Raw genomic sequence first — 17,478 nt, forward strand, 5'->3', positions numbered from 1 at the left:
CTTCAGGACAGTTTGCCGCTGATCATCGCGAGATGATCGGCGATTGGACCAAGCGCGAGGCTCGGCAGGAACGTCAGGCCGCCCAGGATCAACACGATACCGACCAGCAATCCGACCCACAGTCCCCCCGTCGTGGGGAAGGACCCGGAACTCTCCGGCGTATACTTCTTCGCTGCCAGGCCGCCGGCGATCGCCAGCATCGGCACGATGATGAAGAAGCGGCCGACCCACATCGCAACGCCGAGCAACCCGTTATAATAGGGCGTGTTGGCGGTGAGGCCTGCGAACGCAGAGCCGTTATTTCCGACCGCGCTGGTGAAGGCGTAGAGGATTTCGGAGAAGCCATGCGGCCCCTTGTTCAGCGGCCCCGCCAGTCCCTGCGCCAGCACGGACGACAGCGCCGTGAACCCCAGGATCATCAGCGGAAGCACAGCGATTGCAAGCACCGCGAGTTTCACCTCACGCGCCTCGATCTTCTTACCGACATATTCCGGCGTACGACCGACCATCAGACCGGCGACGAACACTGCGAGTATGGCAAAGAGCAAGAAACCGTAGATACCTGCGCCAACACCGCCGATGACGACCTCACCCAGCTGCATGTTGAATAGCGGTATCATGCCGCCAAGCGCGGTGAAGCTATCGTGCATGCTGTTGACGGCACCGCACGACGCAGCGGTAGTGACGACCGAGAACAATGCAGATGCTGCGATCCCGAAGCGGACCTCCTTGCCCTCCATGTTGCCGCCCGCGACGCCAAGATTGTGCAGTACCGGGTTGCCTGCGGCCTCCTGCCAATAGGTGACGGTCACACCAGCGAGGAACAGGATCACCATCGCCGACAGGATCGCCCAGCCTTGCTTGGTGTTGCCGACTGCCTTGCCGAACGTCCACGTCAGCCCGAAACCGATCAGGAAGATCGACAGCATTTGTATGAGGTTGGTCAGTGCGGTCGGATTCTCGAACGGGTGCGCGGAGTTCGCGTTGAAGAAGCCGCCACCGTTGGTGCCGAGCATCTTGATCGCCTCCTGGCTCGCAACCGGGCCGAGCAGCAGCGACTGTTTTACACCCTCGAGCGTTTGGACGTCGACCACACCGGCCATCGTCTGCGGCACGCCGCTGGCAATCAGGAAGAGCGCGTAAACGATTGAGATTGGCAGCAGGACGTAGAGTGTGACCCGCGTCACATCAGCCCAGAAATTGCCGATCGCCTTCGACTCCCGGCGCGCGAAGCCCCGGAACAGTGCGAAGGCGAGTGCGATGCCGGTTGCAGCGGACAGGAAGTTATGGATCGTCAGCCCCAGCATCTGGCTGAGGTTCGACATGGTGCTCTCACCGCCATAGCTCTGCCAGTTGGTGTTCGTGGTAAAGCTGATCGCGGTATTGAACGCTAGGTTCGGCGCCAGCCCTGCCAGCCCCTGCGGGTTACCTGGCAGTACGCCTTGCAGACGCAGCACCGCATAGGTGAATACCATCAACGCGACGTTGAACAGTAGCATGTGCAGCGCATAGCGGCGCCAGCCCTGTTCGACGTTTGGATCAATCCCGGCAAGCTTGTAAAAGCCGCGCTCGACCGGACCCAGTACGACGTGAAGCGGGGTACGCCGTCCTTCGTACAGCGTGAAAAGCCACGTGCCGACCGGTTTGGTCAGCGCCAGCAATATGGCAACGAAGCCCAGAATAAGGAACCAGCCCTGGAGTGTCATCGGTCCGCCTCCTTCAAAAGCGTTCGGGGCGGATGAGAACCGCCACAAGGTAGATTAGGAGGCCAAGCGCGGTGAGCGCCGCCAGCCAAAGGTCGAGGGTCATTGCCGTCTCCTCAGGCGTTGTCGCATAGGCGGGCATAGGCGAGCGTGAGCGCCACCAGTCCGACCATGATTGCGATCCAGAGCAAGTCCTGCATCAGGTGTCCTTTCAGAAGGTCAGAAGGCAGCCGTCAGCGAGACCACGACCTTGCCGCCAGCGATATTGCCGGTGCCGTCCTGACCCTTGCTGAAGCTGGGGCGGAGGTACGTCGCCTCCCGATTCGAGATGTCGGTGTCGATATAACTGACGTTAAATGTCAGGTTCTTGTAGGTGGCATCCGCACCCAGCGACCAATCCCAGTATTCGCCAGTAGGCGCTACAGCGGTCGCATTCGGACCTAAGCCATCCTGCCCCCAGCTGTGGCCGACATGCGCCTTTGCCGTGATCGGCGTACCGGCAAGCGCCAGCGCGCCGTCGCCCCACAGATAGAGGTTGTCGTCCTTGGCGCCGGGATTGTTATAGACGCCATTCACAGCATCGGCACCAGTGTTGTACCATTTGCCGATCGCCTGCTGCTTGGGCGCATAGGCCGCACCTGCGGTCAGCGTTGCCGTGCCGGCCGTGCCGGTCAGCTTCACATAGGGCTCCGCGAAATCGGTCTTATCGGCGCCGCCCGGATACATGTACCAGGTAAGACCGACGTCGAGCGTTGCATTGTCAGCGAGCTTCGCCTTGTAGCCCCCGATAAGATCGAGCTCCATGTTGGCGCCGCCAAACGTTCCCCACCCGGCGAGATTGGATCCCCAGACGCCAGCATACAGACCGCTTTCATGAGCAACTGTAATGCCGCCCTGAACAGCCATTTCCCGGTCGGACTGCGATACGCCGCGGAACCGGTAGTCGGAGGCGATCGCGGCCGAACCGCTGACCGTCAGCGTCGATGGCGGAGCCGTGGCTTCAGCAGCCTCGGCCTTGTCGTTCGGCGTCGACTGAGCCTGTACAGTGGCTGGAAAAGCTAGGATCGCAACGACCACGGCCGCATGACGGAACTTCATTATTACACCCCTTGAGCGGCGCTCGTCACGTGACGATGCCTTCAGGGATGTGCGATTAGGCGCATTCAGCGTAGCAATTCGAGATCGATTCCGGGAAAAGGCATATAGCGCGCATATAGCTGACGCTTTTTTTACGCTGCCAGTAGCTGGCTTGGCGCTGCTACTTTTTGAAAATCGACCCAACACTACGTCAGCACTATGGAGATCGATCAAACCGATCTTTTGTCTATATGCCGGACAAGCTATCTCGCGCCTTAGCATTGAGAAATGTAAGAAGGACGTCGGACAAAATGTCAGCTTCTGGCATGTTAATGCTAGCCGCTATTATTCTAGTAATAATAGCGTTCGACGTTATACTATGGATAAATATCCATAGCTATAGTCGCGCTTCTTCTGAGAGGGAGGGCGTTACAAACGCTGTCGTGAAAAAAGTAGATAAAAATTAGGATGGGGACGCTTCTCGTCTCAATCGTATATTTCGGATTGATGATTTTAGAGCTATTGGCTTTGCTTGTAATTTGGAACTGTTCGTTCCAGCGCAAACTCCTACAAGCAGTGTTTGGAGCCACCGGGCTAGCGCTCGTATTTGTCGTGGCGGGCATTACTTTTCGCGAGATGGTTCCCACTAAAGCTTATCTGGCGTTTGCCGGCATGTACATCTTCTCGGGATTGGTCTGGAGGTGGTGGAAAGACGGAATTGCCCCTGACCGCTGGCAAGCGAGCGAAGTCGTGCTTGCCATGCTGGCAACGGTTATGTTTTCGATGGCAAGCTCAGCGCTGGAACAAACGGCCTAGCGCTGTGTAGCCGTCTTGCTGTCAGCTACGAGCGCATATTCTCGATTCCTCATTCGCCAGTACCCTTCGCCACTGGCGTTTCAAAAAACTGTCATTTTCGAAAAAGGCGGTCGCCATGCGCAACATTGGCTATTGCTATCCCGGCGCCCTAAAGCAGATAGGCCACTGTCCTTCCCATAATGGCCGTTCGGCAAGCAATTGATCGGAAAACCCGGTCTGAAACACCACTGTGCGACAAGCAGGTGTTTTGCGGCACTCGAGCCTGCCTCCGACGCTATGCGTATATCTGGGGCCGTTCTATGTACGATCCCGTCTTACGATCGTGCGCCCGCGGCGCCGGTCAGTGTCACGTAATGCCGACCAACCATCACCGCCTGCGTTCAATCTCCGACAGCATGTCGAGAAACGCGGTGACGCGCGCCGGCCGGTAGGGGGTATCGGGCATGACCGCGTAGATCCCGCCGCTATCCAGATGCCAATCAGGCAGCAGCCGGACGAGCCGGCCGCTTGCCAGATCGTCGGCGACGGCGAAATCGGGAAGAACCGCGATACCGCCACCGTTCCTCACCGCCTGCAGCACGCCGAGCGTCGCGCTGATCGCGAGCGTCGCCGCAAACTGCAGCGATTGCTGACGCCCGTCCTGGGTGCGGAAAGTCCAGCCCAGCGGATCGCGCAAGTTGCTGTTAGCGACGAAGGCTAGCCCCGCGACCTGCTCAGGCGTGAGGTCGCGTGCGAGATGCCCGGCAAATTCAGGGCTCGCGACGAGCAACTGGTCGAAGGCCCCAATGCGCCTCGATCGTAGCGCGCTGTCGACCAGCCAGCCCACTCGAATTGCCAGTTCAATGTCGCTCCCGATCGGATCTAACGTTGCGTCACCGATGACAAAATCGACAGTACAGCCCGGATAGCGCTGCTGGAACGCGGCGATGACAGGAACGACCACGGCGATGCCGTAGTCAAACGGTGCGGTCAGCCGCAGTTTTCCCGTCGGCGCGCGGTCGCTGCTCTCGAGCCCATCGAACGCCGCCTGCGCCTCCGCCAGCACGCGCGCGCTCCGTTCATAGAAGGCGCGCCCTTCCTCAGTCGGGCGGACGCTGCGTGTCGTGCGTACAAGCAAAGTAGTTTCGAATGCGCGTTCAAGCGCGGCGACCTGCTGGCTAACGACAGCCTTAGTGATTCCCAGGCGCTCCGCCGCGGCGGTGAACGAGCCGGTTTCGACCACTTCCGCAAAATACGCGAGCCGCTTCAGATTGTTGATGCCGCGGTTTGATCCGGAGCGAACATTGTGTGGCAAAGACATACGATCTGATTAGATCTTCGTTCTACACATCGCAATCGACGGGGCGCATATTCCGGTCATCCTGGAGTCGATGACGATGACGACGCGCTTTCTCTACATCTACGATCCACTGTGCGGCTGGTGCTACGGTGCCTCCGCCGGAATCGCTACGCTCGCAGCCCAGGGCGACCTGACCGTCGAGCCGATGCCCCGCGGATTGTTCGCGGGCAAAGGCGCCCGCACTCTCGACGGCGCGATGAGCGATCACATCATGGCGAGCGACCAGCGGATCGCGACTGTCACTGGTGCGGTCTTTGGCGCGTCCTATCACGAACGGATCGCCGGCAGCGCCAGCCTGACGCTCGACAGTGGACCCGCAACGCTCGCGCTGAGCGCGGTCGCGCGAACCGCGCCGATGCGCGAACTCGAAGCACTCGGGATCATCCAGCGCGCCCGCTATGTCGACGGACGCGACATCACCGATGCGTTCGTGCTGATAGATCTGCTTGTCTCCGCCGGCCTCGATGCCGCAGCGGTCACGCTTGCCAATCCCGCGCCTGGCCTGCGCGAGGAGAACCGGTCCCGGCTGGAGCAGGCGCAGACAGTGATGCGGCGCTTCGGAGTGAGTGGCGTACCAGCGCTGTTCCGGATCGATGGCGACCGGATATCACCGATCGACGCGGCCATCTTATACCATAACCCGCTCTCGCTCGTTCGTTCACAGGGTGTCGCGTGACCGTGCGCAAATCCAACCAGCCAGTATTCACCATGCCTAACCGGAGACAGATGATGACGATGATCGCAGGCGGCGCAGCCGTATCGATATTGGGTCAAGGCGAAGCGCTCGCTGCCGGCAAGGCGCTTCAGTGGAAGGCATTCCCAGCCGGCGAGCCTGGATTCTTCCGTGCGCCGGTACTGGTCTGGGGCGCGACCGAGGCGGTCCTGATCGATGGCGGCTTCACGCTTCCCGACGGCCGGGCGCTGGTCGAGGCGATCAAGGCGACCGGTCGCACGCTTACCACCATCTATGTCAGCCAGAGCGATCCCGACTATTACTTCAGCCTGGGCCCGATCAAGGATGCCTTCCCCGACGTTCGTGTGCTGGCCGCGCCCGAGACGATCGCAGCGATCACGGCGAACGTCGACAAGAAGCTGGCGACCTGGAGTCCGCAGCTCGGCGACAATGGTCCCAAAACGCTGGCCGATATCGTCATGCCGAGCGCGTTCTCGGATACCCAGCTACTGGTCGACGGGCAGGCGATCGAGATCGTCGCTGCGAGCAGCCTTGCCAACCGTCGCTATCTCTGGGTGCCGTCGCTGTCGGCAATCTTCGGCGGGGTGCTGGTGTTCTCGGGCGTCCATGTCTGGACCGCGGACACCGCCGGTGCCGAGGCGCGGGCGGCATGGATCGCTCAGCTCGACGCGATGCTGGCGCGCAAGCCCGATGTGGTCGTGCCTGGCCACATGACCCCGTCGGCACCGCTTGGCCAAGTCGCAATCATCTATACCCGCGACTATCTGCGGGCGTTCGAGGAGGAGATCGCCAAGAAGCCGGACAGCGCTGCGCTCATCGCGGCGATGACCGCGCGCTATCCCGACGCGGGGATGGGCGTGGCGTTGCAGGTCGGCGCGAAGGTCGCGACCGGCGAAATGAAGTGGGGCTGAGCATGCAAAGCAACACCGACATCATTCGCGCCACCTATGAAGGCACGTCGGCGGAAACGGCGCGCATCTGAAGGCCGCGCTCGCGCCGGACGCGACATGGACCGAGGCAGCGGGATTCCCCTATGCCGGCACCTATGTCGGCTATGACGCCATCGTCGAGAACGTCTTCCAGCGGCTCGGCACCGAATGGGAGGGGTATACGGCCAAGGTCCACACCTATCTCGCCGAGGGCGACCGCGTCGCCGCGTTCGGGATCTATTCAGGCACCTACCGTGCGACCGGCAAGGCGGTGTCCGCGACTTTCGCGCATCTCTATCGGTTGGAGGACGGCAAGATCGTCACGATGGAGCAATATGTCGACAGCGCGACGGTGATGGCTGCTCTGGACGGCGACAACAGCTGACATGCATCTTCGACGATGGCTTTGCCGCGGTATCTCGACGATAGACCGGGGCACCGAGGCAACGCCGACCGTTCGATTTTCTCGAACCTGATCGTCGAAACTATTCGGCTGTGTCCAAGCCGCAGTTGGGCCGATAGCGACTTCCAAGGCGGCGCTGCAATCGGGCGCTCCGGGAGTGCATCATGGCCTATCTCGATCTCGAACTGAACCTTCCCCGCGGCGCGCTCGAGCAGGCCCAGACGCGTGCCACGCCACGACACGATCCGGTTTCACGGCTGAGCATGCTGGAGCGTCAGGTTATCCAGCTTGCACGTACCGATGGCCGGTGGAGCCTGGCCGGTTCAGGTCGGTTTCAGTCGGTGCTGGCGACAGTGTTAGGGCTTGAGCGTCCGAACCCCCTCGCAGATCCACGGCTTGAGGCGTTGCGCCGCTATGCGGTCACGCTTCGTCTAAGCGCCGGCAGGCTGTCGCGCGCGGACGACGATCGACTGATCGCGTTCGGTTTCTCCTCGGCAGCGATCACTGATATTCGCCGATTGGTACTCGACACCGTGCAGTCGGTGGCGTGATGCGAACCGCCCTCACACGCGCCAAGCCGGACTTCGTCACTTTGACGGCGGTCGTTGTACAGCTTGCGGTCGTCATAGGTGCCGCCCTGCTGCTCTATACAGAACTGGTTCGTAAGCTCGACGATCCGATGATCTCTGTCGTCCTGACGCTAACGGCATTGCTCACGTTCGTAGCCCTCGTCACCTCGAATGTACGCAGGCGTCCCTGAACCGACCAATCACAGCTGCCCCCGCAAGCGCTCGATAAGCCAGGCAGCAGCGGGGCCTGGCGGCGTATCGCTCCGATGGATCGCGTGCATCTGATATTCCCCGCCCGGCGCATCCGGCATGTCGAGCAGAACGAGCCGCCCAGTGTCGAGATCATCCCGGATCATCGCTTCGGGCATGTAGCCCCAGCCGATCCCCGCCTTCATCAGCATGTGCTTCGATCCGAGATCGGCGAGTCGCCAGGTCTGGCTGCTCATTACCGCAAAATCGCGCCCCTGCGTTAGCGGCGAGCGATCGGTCAGCACCAGCTGGATATGCGCGCGCCCGGCGCCTGGTGCGTTGCGTCCCGCCAGCACCAGCGGATGCGTAGGGGCTGCGGCCGGCAACAGGCGGATGCTGCCGATCGCGATCCGCTCGATCCCGTCCACCGTGTCGAGCGGGCCATTGACGCCCAGCGTTGCCCGGCCGTCGCGCACCTGCTGCGTCACCGCGCCCAGCGTCTCAACCGACAGATGCAACGAAACCGTCGGAAAGGTCGCGAAGAACGCGGTCAGCGCATCGACGACCCGCGCCTCGGGCAGGAATGTGTCGAGCACCACGTGCAGTTCGGACTCGAGCCCCTGCAACACCCCCTTGGTCTTGGCCCGCAAGGAATCGATGCTGCTGGCGACCAGCCGCGCTTCGCCCAGCACCATCCGGCCCGCTTCGGTCAGTTGCGGCTTGCGCGTCGTCTCCCGATCGAACAGCCGGACACCCAGTTGCGCCTCCAAATTGGCGATCGTGTAGCTGATCACAGAGGTCGCACGGTTCAGCGCGCGCGCGGCGCCTGCGAAACTGCCGGCTTCGACAACGGTCACGAGAACGCGGAGCTGGTCGAGTGTCGGCGTGCCGGGTTCCGAAATAATGATGCCTTTCCGTCTGCGGCGTGGATCGATGCATAGGATGATCACGCAGACGCGCCAACCGGCCTTGTCGAGATTATCGAACGTAGCGATCGAAACTTAGCCGGTTTCGCTAAAAGTTGCGTGTCCGTATCTGGGTCTCACGACGCAAACAGGCGTCTCGGACACGACCATGAAAAACCAGCGCTCCGATACCCACCCCCTGACGAACACCGAATGGTCGACCGTCGCCGAGGCGCTCTCGACGGTCGAGAACGACGGTGCCGAACTGGTATCGCGTTTGATGCGCCGGGTCCGCGTTGCGCTGACTGGCACCGCGCCGACACTGCCGCAGGTCGATCCGCGCACCGCCGCGATCCGCGCCTTTGTCAGCGACACTCGGCGCTTCGGTCGACCGGCAGACGCCGCGGGCTCGGCGCTGCTCGGTCACGGTTTCAATGCGAACCAGGTCGCGGCCCTCGCAGCGCTGTCGATCCACTGATCCCCCTTCTTCGGAGACCTGCCGTGACGCTTCAGTCCCATACCGGCCCGGTCGAACAGACCATCCTGCCCGCAACCCGCGATCTCGGCGATTTCTCGGTGCGCCGCGCACTGCCCTCGGCCAAGCGGCGGATGGTCGGGCCGTTCGTGTTTCTCGACAGCTTCGGTCCGGTCGTGCTCCGTCCCGGCCAGGGTGCCGACACCCGTCCGCACCCGCATATCGGGCTCAGCACGCTCACCTATCTGATCGAGGGCGAGAGCGAGCACCGCGACAGCGCGGGCTACGTCCAGACGATCCGGCCGGGCGAAGTGAACCTGATGACCGCCGGTCGCGGCATCGTCCATTCCGAACGCAGCGGTGTCGAGAGCCGTGCGCGCACCGAGACGATGTTCGGCTTCCAAGCGTGGCTCGGGCTGCCAAGCGCGTTGGAGGAAACCGATCCCGGCTTCCAGCATGTCGCGGCAGGCGACGTGCCGGTGATCGCCGATCACGGCATCGAAGTTCGCCTGCTCGCGGGCCGCTTCGGCGGACGGCAGTCGCCGACCAACATCTTCTCCGAGACGCTCTATGCCGATGTCGTGCTGGCGGACGGGATGTGCTTTCCGATCGAAAGCGCGCATATCGAGCGCGCGGTCTATGTCGTCGGCGGATTGATCGAGGTCGAGGGCCAGACCGGTCGTTTCGGCAAGGACGAACTGGTCGTGTTCCGTCCCGATACCGAGATCGTCGTCCGCGCGGTCGGCCCGACGCGGCTGATGGTGCTGGGCGGCGAACCGCTCGACGGCCCGCGCCACATCTTCTGGAATTTCGTGTCGAGCCGCCAGGAGCGCATCGACCAGGCCGCTGCCGACTGGCGCGAACGACGCTTTCCCGGCGTGCCCGGCGACGACGTCGAATTCATCCCGTTGCCCGAGACGCCCCCCCGTCTCGCAGCCTGATCACTTCCTTCCCCAACCAGAAAGACCCAGGACATGAAGCTTCTCCATATCGATTCTAGCATTCTTGGCGATCATTCCGTCAGCCGCATGCTGTCCGCCGAGGCGGTCGCGCGCCTCGTATCTGATAGCGACGACGTCGTCGTCACGTACCGCGATCTTGCCGCCGACCCGATTCAGCATCTGTCGGGCGCGTATCTCGGCGCGCTCCAGAATGCGGATGCGCAGCACAGCGAGGCAATGCGCGCCGATCTCGCGACCGGTGCCGCTGTGCTCGAGGAATTCCTCGCCGCCGACACGATCGTCATCGGCGTCGCCTTCTACAACTTCACCGTGCCATCGCAGCTCAAGGCGTGGATCGACCGGATTCTCGTTGCCGGTCAGACCTTCCGCTACACCTCGGAAGGCAAGCTCGAAGGGCTCGCAGGCGGCAAGCGCGTGATCCTGACGGTCGCTCGCGGCGGGTTCTATGGTCCCAACTCGCCACTCGCCGGTATAGAGCACGCGGAAACCTATATGCGCGCCGCGCTCGGTTTCGTTGGCATCCACGATCCCGAAGTCGTCATCGCCGAGGGCATCGCGACCGGTCCCGACGCGCGCACTACCGCGATCGAAACCGCAAAGACGCGCATCGCCACGTTGACGGCGTGATTCATAGTACCGGGCTGGCGATGCGCGTCGGCCCGGTTCACGATCGGTCCGGCAGGCGCGGATCCGCACAATACTCACGGAGAACACCCATGGAAATCGGCATCGACAGTTTTGCCGCCACGTCCGCGTTGCTCGGCGGGGAGAACCCGGCCAGCGATTCCGATCGGATGGCGTTCCTGCTCGACGAGATCGAGGCTGCCGATCGTGCCGGGCTCGACGTGTTCGGGATTGGCGAGCATCACCGCAGCGACTATCTCGACAGCGCGCCACCAGTGATCCTGGCGGCAGCGGCCGCACGCACCAAGACCATCCGACTCACCAGCGCCGTATCCGTTCTGAGCGCGGCCGACCCGGTGCGCGTCTTCCAGGAATTCGCGACGCTTGACCTGATCTCGCGCGGCCGGGCCGAGATTGTCGTCGGTCGCGGTTCGTCGGTGGAGGCGTATCCGCTGTTCGGCTTCGACCTCGTGGATTACGACGCACTGTTCGCCGAGAAGCTCGATCTGCTGCTCAAGGTTCGCGACAACGCGCATGTCGAATGGTCAGGCCGCTTCCGCGCGCCCTTGCGGGGCCAGGGCGTGTATCCGCGTCCGCAGCAGGCGTCGCTGCCGATCTGGCTCGGCGTTGGAGGCACCCCGCAGTCGTTCGTTCGCGCGGGAACGCTGGGCTTGCCGCTCATGGTCGCGATCATTGGTGGCGAAATCGCCCGGTTCCGCCCCCTGATCGACCTGTACCGCCAGGCGGGTGCGAAGGCCGGGCACGCGGCCGACACGCTGAAAGTCGGGATCCACGCGATGGGTTTCGTCGCCGATACGACGCGCGAGGCGCAGGACCGGTTCTTTCCCGGCTGGCAGCAGATGTTCACCAAGATCGGCCGCGAGCGTGGCTGGCCGCCTGCGACGCGTGCGCAGTTCGACCAGCTCGTCTCGCCGAGCGGTGCGTTTCTGGTCGGCGATCCGGAGACCGTCGCCGCCAAGATCCTGCGCGCCGACCGTGACATCGGCGGGATCGACCGCCTCACCTTCCAGATGAGTTCGGCCGCGCACGACCAGCCCGCCATGCTCCACTCGATCGAACTGCTCGGGCGAGAAGTGCGGTCGCGCGTCAACGCCGATCCAGCGTGAAGAGACAGCGAGGAGCCGACCGTCATTCCTGTGAACGGCGCCACGATCTGAAGAGACGTGGCGCCGTTGCTCAGCTTTGCGTTCAGGCAGCCCTGACAGCGTGATCCAAAAACGCAGCGGCGTTTTCGATCGCCTCGCGACCTTCCGCCAACTCGGCGTGGAACATATGCCAGACGTGGAACATACCCGGCCACACTTCGAGCGAAACACGAACCCGGTTCTCACCGAGATGTGCCGCGAGGCGGATGGCGTCGCTCAGCATCAGTTCGCCTTCGCCGATCTGCACCATGATCGGTGGCAGGCCACGAACATCCGCGAAGACCGGCGAGGCTTCGGGACTGTTCGGCAGCGCGTCGCCCAGGAAGGTCCGAGCCATGAGGTCGAGGCCCGCCTTGGTGTTCAGCTTGTCCAGTCCCTCACGATTGAACATCGAGGCACCGGTGTGTTCCAGGTTCGCCCAGGGCGAGAGCGCGGCCCCACCGGCCGGTAGTGGCACGCCGGCGTTACGCGCCATGACCATTACGGACACGACCATAGCACCGCCAGCAGAGTCCCCGGCGAACGTCACCGACTTCGGGTTCTGCCCCTGATCGATCAACCAGCGATATGCTGCAAACGTATCTTCGATCGGAACGGGAAATGCATGCTCAGGCGCCAGTCGGTAATCCGGCAGATAGACGCGCGCCTTCATCGCCTTTGCGAATGCCGCTGCCAGCCCGTGATAGCCGCCGGGTCCGCCGACGATGTACGCCCCACCATGGATGTAGAAGAGCACTCGGTCGCCCTCTACGTCTTCCGGGGTAACGAGCGTCCCAGGAACACCGCCCATGTCGATCTGCTCGATACGCACGTCGGCAGGCGTCGGGTGCTCGGCCATCTTGCGGACGTAGGATTGGCGAATTTCATCGATCGTCACATCGGTGTTCTCGCCCAGGATGACGGGGCCGAGGTGCTGCAGGCTTTCAGCCCATTGGTTCAGGCGATGCGTCACGATGTCGTTGAAGGCCATTTCATTTGCTCCTGATGTCGGTGAACTGCTCAGGTCATCAATATAGTCCGTGGATTGGCGATCGGACGTCTACACTGTGGAGGAGCGGAAGCGTCTCATGGCGCCAGGCAACATCAATGACATCGTCGCCTTTGTTGCGGCAGCCGAAGCGGGAAGCTTCGTAGGAGCAGCCCGCGTGCGTTCGATGACGCGGTCGGGTATCGCCAAGAGCGTTGCGCGCCTGGAGGATCGGTTGGGCGTGCGGCTGTTCCACCGGACGACGCGCAGCCTTGGGCTGACCGATGACGGTCGCATCTTCCTCGAACGCTGCACGCAGATCCTGACCGACCTCGAAGAAGCAGAATTGTCGATGTCCGATGGCGGCGGAGAGCCTCAGGGACTGTTTCGGCTGACTGCGCCGATGACGTTCGGACGCGTCATGGTCCTGCCGCTGCTCAATGATTTTCTCGCCTCATGGCCAAAGCTCAAGGCGGACGTGAGCTTTACGGACCGGGTCAGCGACATCGTCGAAGACGGTATCGATCTGGCGATCCGAATTGGCGAGACTCGCGAAAATAGCAGCCTCATCACCAGGACACTTACCCAGCAGCACGACCTGGTCGTCGCCAGCCCCGCCTATCTGCTGGTCAATCCAGCACCGAGCCATCCCGACGATCTGCTGGGCCATGCTTGCCTGAACTATGTAAGCGCCGGCCAGAAGCGCGCTTGGCGGTTCAAGCTCGAAAACAAGACCATCCTGGTCAATCCGCGAGCGCGTCTCTCGCTCGATAGCGGAGAAGCATTACGCGACGCCGCAATCGCGGGGGCGGGTTTGGCATTCCTTCCCAGCTACGTCGTCAACCAGGACCTTGCCGACGGCCGCCTCAACAGGCTGTTGATAGATTATGCCGCGCCCCCGGTCCCGATCAGCTTGATTTATCCAAGCCGCCGTCACCTGTCTCCGAAAGTCCGCCGATTCATTGATCTCTTGGTGCGCAACATTGCGCACCGTTCCAGCCATTGTGATTTAATAGCAGACATTATTTAGCTCTCCGAAAGCGAGCCAGACGTTCGCTAGGCACCATCAAATACGACAGCTGGTTAATCGCGGTCGTCTGGCTTGAATTAGTTCTCGAAATGCCATCCAGACTGTGCGGAAACCTACCATTATCGCCGTTCAAAGGTCAGGTGCACGAAAAACCCGATTACAAGCACGACTGTACGACAAACAGGTGTTTTCCGACATGGTAGGTCACTCGCCTCTCACTCAATAGAGGGATGGCGGGGATGGGTCACGAAGCCTCGCATCGTGTTGGCGTAGGATGAGTGGCGGGTTTTGAGAGAAGCTGCCGCTCACACCTTTGCTGAAGAACGGCGTGAGTTGGTCGGTATTCGACGGACAAACAGGACGTGCAGTCGATCGAGACGCAGCTGATGATGTGCCGGCGCGAGGTCATCCGCGCAGGCTGGCAGGAGGTGCTCTGCTTCACAGACGCAGCGGAGTCGGCGGCTACGATGCACCGCCCCGGTATGAAGGCGTTGCTTGCGGCCATTGCCGCAGGCCGCGTCGACATCGTCTACGCTGACGCCATGGACCGGCTGTCGCGCAGCCAGGCCGATATCGCGACGCTGTTCGACAGTCTTCGGTTTCGCGGCATCCTCCTGGCCACGCGCAAGGAAGGCATAGTCACGCCGCTGCACATCGGCATGATCGGTACGATCAACGCCGAGCAGTTGAGCGCCACCAGCGACAAGACGCGCGATGCGCTGGTGCGTCGTCACGCGATGGGAAAGAACCCCGGCGGTTCTGCGTACGGCTATGAAAAGCGCATCGAGCTCGACGGCAACGGCGAACGCATCCGCGGCCTGCAGCAGATCGTGCCGAACGAGGCCGCGGTGGTGGTCCGGATCTTCGAGGACTATGCGGCCGGCCTGTCGCCCATCGCCATCACGCGGCGCCTCAATGCCGACAGTGTGCCCTCGCCGCGCAGCGGCAAAGCCAGCAGACATCCTTTCGGCAAAGCTGCGGCCTGGACGCCGAACACGCTGACCGGCAATGCCGCACGCGGCACCGGTATCCTCAACAACCTGCTGTATGTAGGCCGACGGCCGTACGGCAAACAATCGTATCGCAAGAACCCGGAAACGGGAAAGCGCCACGCCTTCCTCAATCCGGAAGACAAACGATCCGATGACGTCGAGTCCCCGGCGCTCGGCATCGTGCCCGTCGAACTGTGGGACCGGGTCAAATCCCGCCAGGCTACGCTCGCGCGCTCAGCGAAACCGCGTACCGAGACGACCAGTCTGCCCTTCTTCGCACAGCAACGCCCGCGGTATCTGCTGACCGGCAAGATGACCTGCGGCAGCTGCGGCGCGAGCTATGCGAAATCGGGCAAGACCCGGTTCGGCTGCCAGGGCGCCGCCAAAAAGGGCCCGACCTGGTGCGACAACCGGCTAACGATCCGCCAGGACGAACTCGACACGCGCGTGCTGGCGGGCTTGTCGAGCGAGATGCTGCGTGACGATGTCGTCGGAGCGTTCCTTCTGGAATATGAGGCAGAGACCCGACGCCTGACAGCTGAAATTGTCAGCGCCTGCCCCGAGCGGGAAGCCGAACTGGCCAATCTCGATCACCAGCTAGGGTGCGCCAAGGCGGCTATCCTCAAAGGCGTGGACGCGATGGTGTTCGTCGACGAGATGAAGATCTGGACCGAGCGACGCAAGGCCCTGCTCGCCGAACTGGAGCTTACCGAACAGGAAACCACAGAGACGGTTTCCCCGGAGCCCGAGCTGCTTACCCCGGACCTGAGCCGCGTGTACCGTGAGAAGGTCGAACAGCTCACCGCGGCCTTCGAGGACGAAGCGCTGAAGGCGCAGGCGTTCGACCGGTTGCGCGCGCTCATCGAGGCGGTGGTGCTGACGCCAGAGGACGGCCATCTCACCATCGACCTGCGCGGGGAGCTGGCGTCAATGCTCGAGCTATGTGCTGGAGCGGAAACGCAAAAATCCTCCGCGGAGGTGACCGAGGAGGTGTTGCAAATCAAGATGGTTGCGGGGACAGGATTTGAACCTGTGACCTTCAGGTTATGAGTGCTGTTGCGGCTAGTACGCTGTGTTACGCTCTGCTTCCTTGTTCTTCGCGTTCTCAATGACTTAGTTGACTGATCTCCGGTCATCCGCATGACTGCTTCACGCAGCCTTTCGCTGCAACGCTCGCCCTCTTGCTTCCGCCACGCTGCCGGAAGTGCCGGACGGGTGATGGACGGTAGCAGGGAGGATCAAATGGCAGGATTATCGAAGCGCACAGTAGAAGGCGCCGAGGTACGCGCCACCGAATACATGATCTGGGATGGCAATATCGCGGGGTTCGGCGTGCGGATTCTGCCATCGGGGCGGCGCAGCTACCTCATCCAGTACCGGGTGGGCACACGCTCGCGGCGGCTGTCACTTGGCGCTCACGGCGTTCTGACGCATGAACAGGCACGGACTTTAGCCATCGAAGCTCTCGCAGCGGTACGGGCCGGTGGAGACCCAGCCGGTGACCGCAAAGAGCGCCGTGAGGCGGTAACGGTTCGTGAACTGGCAGAACGGTTTGACCGTGAGCACATTCAGGTTCGTGTAAAGGAAAGCACGGCCAAGGAATATCGGCGAAACCTTAGCCGGTTCATTCTGCCGGCTCTTGGGCGTTTGCGGGTGGCGGAGATCAGCCGCGCTGATGTCGCCAAGTTCCATCATGATCTGCGTCACATCCCTTATCAGGCGAACCGCAACATCGAGATCATCTCAAAAATGTTCAGCCTGGCCGAGATGTGGGGCCTTCGACCTGACGGGAGCAACCCGCGACGGCACCTTCGCAAATACCCGGAAGTAAAACGCGAAAGGTTCCTGAGCCCGGCCGAACTAAAGCGCCTGGGTGAGGTACTGAGCGAAATGGCGGCCGAACGGATCGAACACGCATCCGCTATAATCGCCGTCAGAATGCTGGTGCTGACAGGATGCCGGCTAAACGAAATAATGAAACTCCGGTGGGAGCATGTCGACCTGCAGGCCGGTGTGCTGCGCCTGCCAGATTCCAAAACGGGTGCAAAGATCGTACAGCTCGGACAGGCTGCACTTGATGTACTTGCAACGACTACGCCGCAACCTTTTAACCCTTACGTGTTGGCAGGCACCCTTCCGGGCAAGCCGCTATCCGACCTGCAGCCATTCTGGCGTCGCGTTCGCACTCGCGCGGGGCTGAATGACGTTCGCATTCATGATTTGCGACACACCTTTGCATCTGTGGCAGTTGCCGCTGGACAGGGGCTCCCCATGATCGGCAAGCTGCTCGGCCATTCGCAGGTGCAGACCACTGCCCGCTACGCCCACCTTGCCGGGCACCCTGTCCGCGCCGCCGCTAACGAAGTCGCTGGCGTAATCGCCGCCGAGATGGCGTGAATGGACTAGCGGCTATGCAAAAGCTTAGCCATTCAGCCGCCTAGTTGTGTTGTTAAGCCAGCCAGCAGGCCTCGTATTCCGCAGCCTTGGGAACGGCAGCTAACCACCTTCCTCAGCCCTACGTAAAGTCGCAACTTGGTAGTTTGATCTTTCCCTGACTCGGCGGACACGCTGGGTTAGCTGGTCATGCGCTGCTCGGCCTGTTCGGGCGTGAGATACCCGAGGGCCGAGTGCATGCGGT

Annotated in this window: 18 protein-coding genes and 2 pseudogenes; 14 read left to right on the forward strand and 6 right to left on the reverse strand. The window is 62.1% G+C overall.

Annotated elements, in window-relative coordinates:
- Window positions 1–2: 2 nt before the first annotated feature.
- The 3 genes from kdpA to ASG67_RS06090 form a co-directional block, all read right to left on the reverse strand.
- Window positions 3–1,706, reverse strand: coding sequence for a potassium-transporting ATPase subunit KdpA (kdpA, locus tag ASG67_RS06080; protein WP_056527056.1), 1,704 nt, complete (start codon window positions 1,704–1,706; stop codon window positions 3–5).
- 13 nt (window positions 1,707–1,719) lie between these two features.
- On the reverse strand, window positions 1,720–1,809 hold the full coding sequence (kdpF, locus tag ASG67_RS06085) for a K(+)-transporting ATPase subunit F (protein WP_022685962.1): 90 nt from the start codon (window positions 1,807–1,809) through the stop codon (window positions 1,720–1,722).
- Between the two features lie 113 nt (window positions 1,810–1,922).
- Window positions 1,923–2,801 (reverse strand): TorF family putative porin, encoded by an 879-nt coding sequence (locus ASG67_RS06090; RefSeq protein WP_056527059.1) that lies wholly within the window; start codon window positions 2,799–2,801, stop codon window positions 1,923–1,925.
- Window positions 2,802–3,248: 447 nt separating this feature from the next.
- Here ASG67_RS06090 and ASG67_RS06095 point away from each other — a divergent pair, with 447 nt between their 5' ends.
- Window positions 3,249–3,596 carry a hypothetical protein gene (locus tag ASG67_RS06095; protein WP_056527062.1) on the forward strand — a complete coding sequence of 116 codons (348 nt, stop codon included), beginning with the start codon at window positions 3,249–3,251 and terminating at the stop codon, window positions 3,594–3,596.
- Window positions 3,597–3,963: 367 nt separating this feature from the next.
- Here the strand turns inward: ASG67_RS06095 and ASG67_RS06100 are convergent, their stop codons facing one another.
- Complete coding sequence (locus tag ASG67_RS06100) at window positions 3,964–4,896, reverse strand: LysR family transcriptional regulator (protein ID WP_056527065.1); 933 nt, start codon at window positions 4,894–4,896, stop codon at window positions 3,964–3,966.
- Window positions 4,897–4,972: 76 nt separating this feature from the next.
- Between ASG67_RS06100 and ASG67_RS06105 the strand changes: the two genes are divergently transcribed.
- The 5 genes and pseudogenes from ASG67_RS06105 (at window position 4,973) to ASG67_RS06125 (ending at window position 7,721) form a co-directional block, all read left to right on the forward strand.
- The gene (locus ASG67_RS06105; RefSeq protein WP_156460676.1) at window positions 4,973–5,611 is read left to right on the forward strand and encodes a DsbA family protein; all 639 of its coding nucleotides are present in this window, start codon (window positions 4,973–4,975) and stop codon (window positions 5,609–5,611) included.
- Between the two features lie 53 nt (window positions 5,612–5,664).
- Window positions 5,665–6,540, forward strand: a complete 876-nt coding sequence (locus ASG67_RS06110) for an MBL fold metallo-hydrolase (protein WP_200940734.1) — start codon at window positions 5,665–5,667, stop codon at window positions 6,538–6,540.
- A gap of 64 nt (window positions 6,541–6,604) precedes the next feature.
- Window positions 6,605–6,943: pseudogene (locus ASG67_RS06115) on the forward strand (nuclear transport factor 2 family protein); the annotation flags it as partial.
- A gap of 182 nt (window positions 6,944–7,125) precedes the next feature.
- The gene (locus ASG67_RS06120; RefSeq protein WP_056527073.1) at window positions 7,126–7,512 is read left to right on the forward strand and encodes a hypothetical protein; all 387 of its coding nucleotides are present in this window, start codon (window positions 7,126–7,128) and stop codon (window positions 7,510–7,512) included.
- Window positions 7,512–7,721 carry a hypothetical protein gene (locus ASG67_RS06125; RefSeq protein ID WP_056527076.1) on the forward strand — a complete coding sequence of 70 codons (210 nt, stop codon included), beginning with the start codon at window positions 7,512–7,514 and terminating at the stop codon, window positions 7,719–7,721. The genes ASG67_RS06120 and ASG67_RS06125 overlap by 1 nt, the downstream gene beginning before the upstream one ends.
- A 9-nt stretch (window positions 7,722–7,730) precedes the next feature.
- On the opposite strand, the gene ASG67_RS06130 is transcribed toward ASG67_RS06125, so the two are convergent.
- Entirely contained in the window at window positions 7,731–8,621 is an 891-nt protein-coding gene (locus tag ASG67_RS06130; protein ID WP_056527113.1) for a LysR family transcriptional regulator, read from the reverse strand.
- 172 nt (window positions 8,622–8,793) lie between these two features.
- On the opposite strand from ASG67_RS06130, the gene ASG67_RS19110 reads away from it, so the two are divergent.
- The 4 genes from ASG67_RS19110 to ASG67_RS06150 all read left to right on the forward strand — a co-directional run bounded on the left by ASG67_RS19110 (window position 8,794) and on the right by ASG67_RS06150 (window position 11,812).
- Window positions 8,794–9,102: a hypothetical protein gene (locus tag ASG67_RS19110; protein ID WP_056527079.1), complete on the forward strand. Its 309-nt coding sequence runs from the start codon at window positions 8,794–8,796 to the stop codon at window positions 9,100–9,102.
- A 23-nt stretch (window positions 9,103–9,125) separates the two neighbouring features.
- Window positions 9,126–10,040: a pirin family protein gene (locus ASG67_RS06140; RefSeq protein WP_056527082.1), complete on the forward strand. Its 915-nt coding sequence runs from the start codon at window positions 9,126–9,128 to the stop codon at window positions 10,038–10,040.
- A 33-nt stretch (window positions 10,041–10,073) separates the two neighbouring features.
- A complete protein-coding gene (locus ASG67_RS06145; protein WP_056527090.1) occupies window positions 10,074–10,688 on the forward strand; it encodes an FMN-dependent NADH-azoreductase in 615 nt (204 codons plus the stop codon).
- Window positions 10,689–10,777: 89 nt separating this feature from the next.
- Window positions 10,778–11,812: an LLM class flavin-dependent oxidoreductase gene (locus ASG67_RS06150; protein WP_056527093.1), complete on the forward strand. Its 1,035-nt coding sequence runs from the start codon at window positions 10,778–10,780 to the stop codon at window positions 11,810–11,812.
- A gap of 82 nt (window positions 11,813–11,894) precedes the next feature.
- Here the strand turns inward: ASG67_RS06150 and ASG67_RS06155 are convergent, their stop codons facing one another.
- Window positions 11,895–12,821: an alpha/beta hydrolase gene (locus ASG67_RS06155; protein WP_056527096.1), complete on the reverse strand. Its 927-nt coding sequence runs from the start codon at window positions 12,819–12,821 to the stop codon at window positions 11,895–11,897.
- A gap of 97 nt (window positions 12,822–12,918) precedes the next feature.
- On the opposite strand from ASG67_RS06155, the gene ASG67_RS06160 reads away from it, so the two are divergent.
- From ASG67_RS06160 to ASG67_RS06170, 4 genes and pseudogenes are all read left to right on the forward strand, one after another.
- On the forward strand, window positions 12,919–13,848 hold the full coding sequence (locus ASG67_RS06160; RefSeq protein ID WP_056527099.1) for a LysR family transcriptional regulator: 930 nt from the start codon (window positions 12,919–12,921) through the stop codon (window positions 13,846–13,848).
- Between the two features lie 350 nt (window positions 13,849–14,198).
- Window positions 14,199–14,582 (forward strand): annotated as a pseudogene (locus ASG67_RS19665) (recombinase family protein); the annotation flags it as partial.
- A gap of 3 nt (window positions 14,583–14,585) precedes the next feature.
- Complete coding sequence (locus ASG67_RS06165) at window positions 14,586–15,890, forward strand: recombinase family protein (protein WP_268796279.1); 1,305 nt, start codon at window positions 14,586–14,588, stop codon at window positions 15,888–15,890.
- A gap of 192 nt (window positions 15,891–16,082) precedes the next feature.
- Window positions 16,083–17,237, forward strand: a complete 1,155-nt coding sequence (locus ASG67_RS06170) for a tyrosine-type recombinase/integrase (RefSeq protein WP_056527106.1) — start codon at window positions 16,083–16,085, stop codon at window positions 17,235–17,237.
- The last annotated feature ends 241 nt before the right edge of the window (window positions 17,238–17,478 follow it).

Origin of the sequence: Sphingomonas sp. Leaf339, from assembly GCF_001426195.1 — a bacterium.
Lineage (GTDB): Bacteria > Pseudomonadota > Alphaproteobacteria > Sphingomonadales > Sphingomonadaceae > Sphingomonas.

Coding starts and splice junctions, on each gene's coding strand:
- kdpA (WP_056527056.1), bottom strand. CDS start 1,706: ATGACACTCCAGGGCTGGTTCCTTATTCTGGGCTTCGTTGCCATATTG.
- kdpF (WP_022685962.1), bottom strand. CDS start 1,809: ATGACCCTCGACCTTTGGCTGGCGGCGCTCACCGCGCTTGGCCTCCTA.
- ASG67_RS06090 (WP_056527059.1), bottom strand. CDS start 2,801: ATGAAGTTCCGTCATGCGGCCGTGGTCGTTGCGATCCTAGCTTTTCCA.
- ASG67_RS06095 (WP_056527062.1), top strand. CDS start 3,249: ATGGGGACGCTTCTCGTCTCAATCGTATATTTCGGATTGATGATTTTA.
- ASG67_RS06100 (WP_056527065.1), bottom strand. CDS start 4,896: ATGTCTTTGCCACACAATGTTCGCTCCGGATCAAACCGCGGCATCAAC.
- ASG67_RS06105 (WP_156460676.1), top strand. CDS start 4,973: ATGACGACGCGCTTTCTCTACATCTACGATCCACTGTGCGGCTGGTGC.
- ASG67_RS06110 (WP_200940734.1), top strand. CDS start 5,665: ATGACGATGATCGCAGGCGGCGCAGCCGTATCGATATTGGGTCAAGGC.
- ASG67_RS06120 (WP_056527073.1), top strand. CDS start 7,126: ATGGCCTATCTCGATCTCGAACTGAACCTTCCCCGCGGCGCGCTCGAG.
- ASG67_RS06125 (WP_056527076.1), top strand. CDS start 7,512: ATGCGAACCGCCCTCACACGCGCCAAGCCGGACTTCGTCACTTTGACG.
- ASG67_RS19110 (WP_056527079.1), top strand. CDS start 8,794: ATGAAAAACCAGCGCTCCGATACCCACCCCCTGACGAACACCGAATGG.
- ASG67_RS06145 (WP_056527090.1), top strand. CDS start 10,074: ATGAAGCTTCTCCATATCGATTCTAGCATTCTTGGCGATCATTCCGTC.
- ASG67_RS06150 (WP_056527093.1), top strand. CDS start 10,778: ATGGAAATCGGCATCGACAGTTTTGCCGCCACGTCCGCGTTGCTCGGC.
- ASG67_RS06155 (WP_056527096.1), bottom strand. CDS start 12,821: ATGGCCTTCAACGACATCGTGACGCATCGCCTGAACCAATGGGCTGAA.
- ASG67_RS06160 (WP_056527099.1), top strand. CDS start 12,919: ATGGCGCCAGGCAACATCAATGACATCGTCGCCTTTGTTGCGGCAGCC.
- ASG67_RS06165 (WP_268796279.1), top strand. CDS start 14,586: ATGGGAAAGAACCCCGGCGGTTCTGCGTACGGCTATGAAAAGCGCATC.
- ASG67_RS06170 (WP_056527106.1), top strand. CDS start 16,083: ATGGCAGGATTATCGAAGCGCACAGTAGAAGGCGCCGAGGTACGCGCC.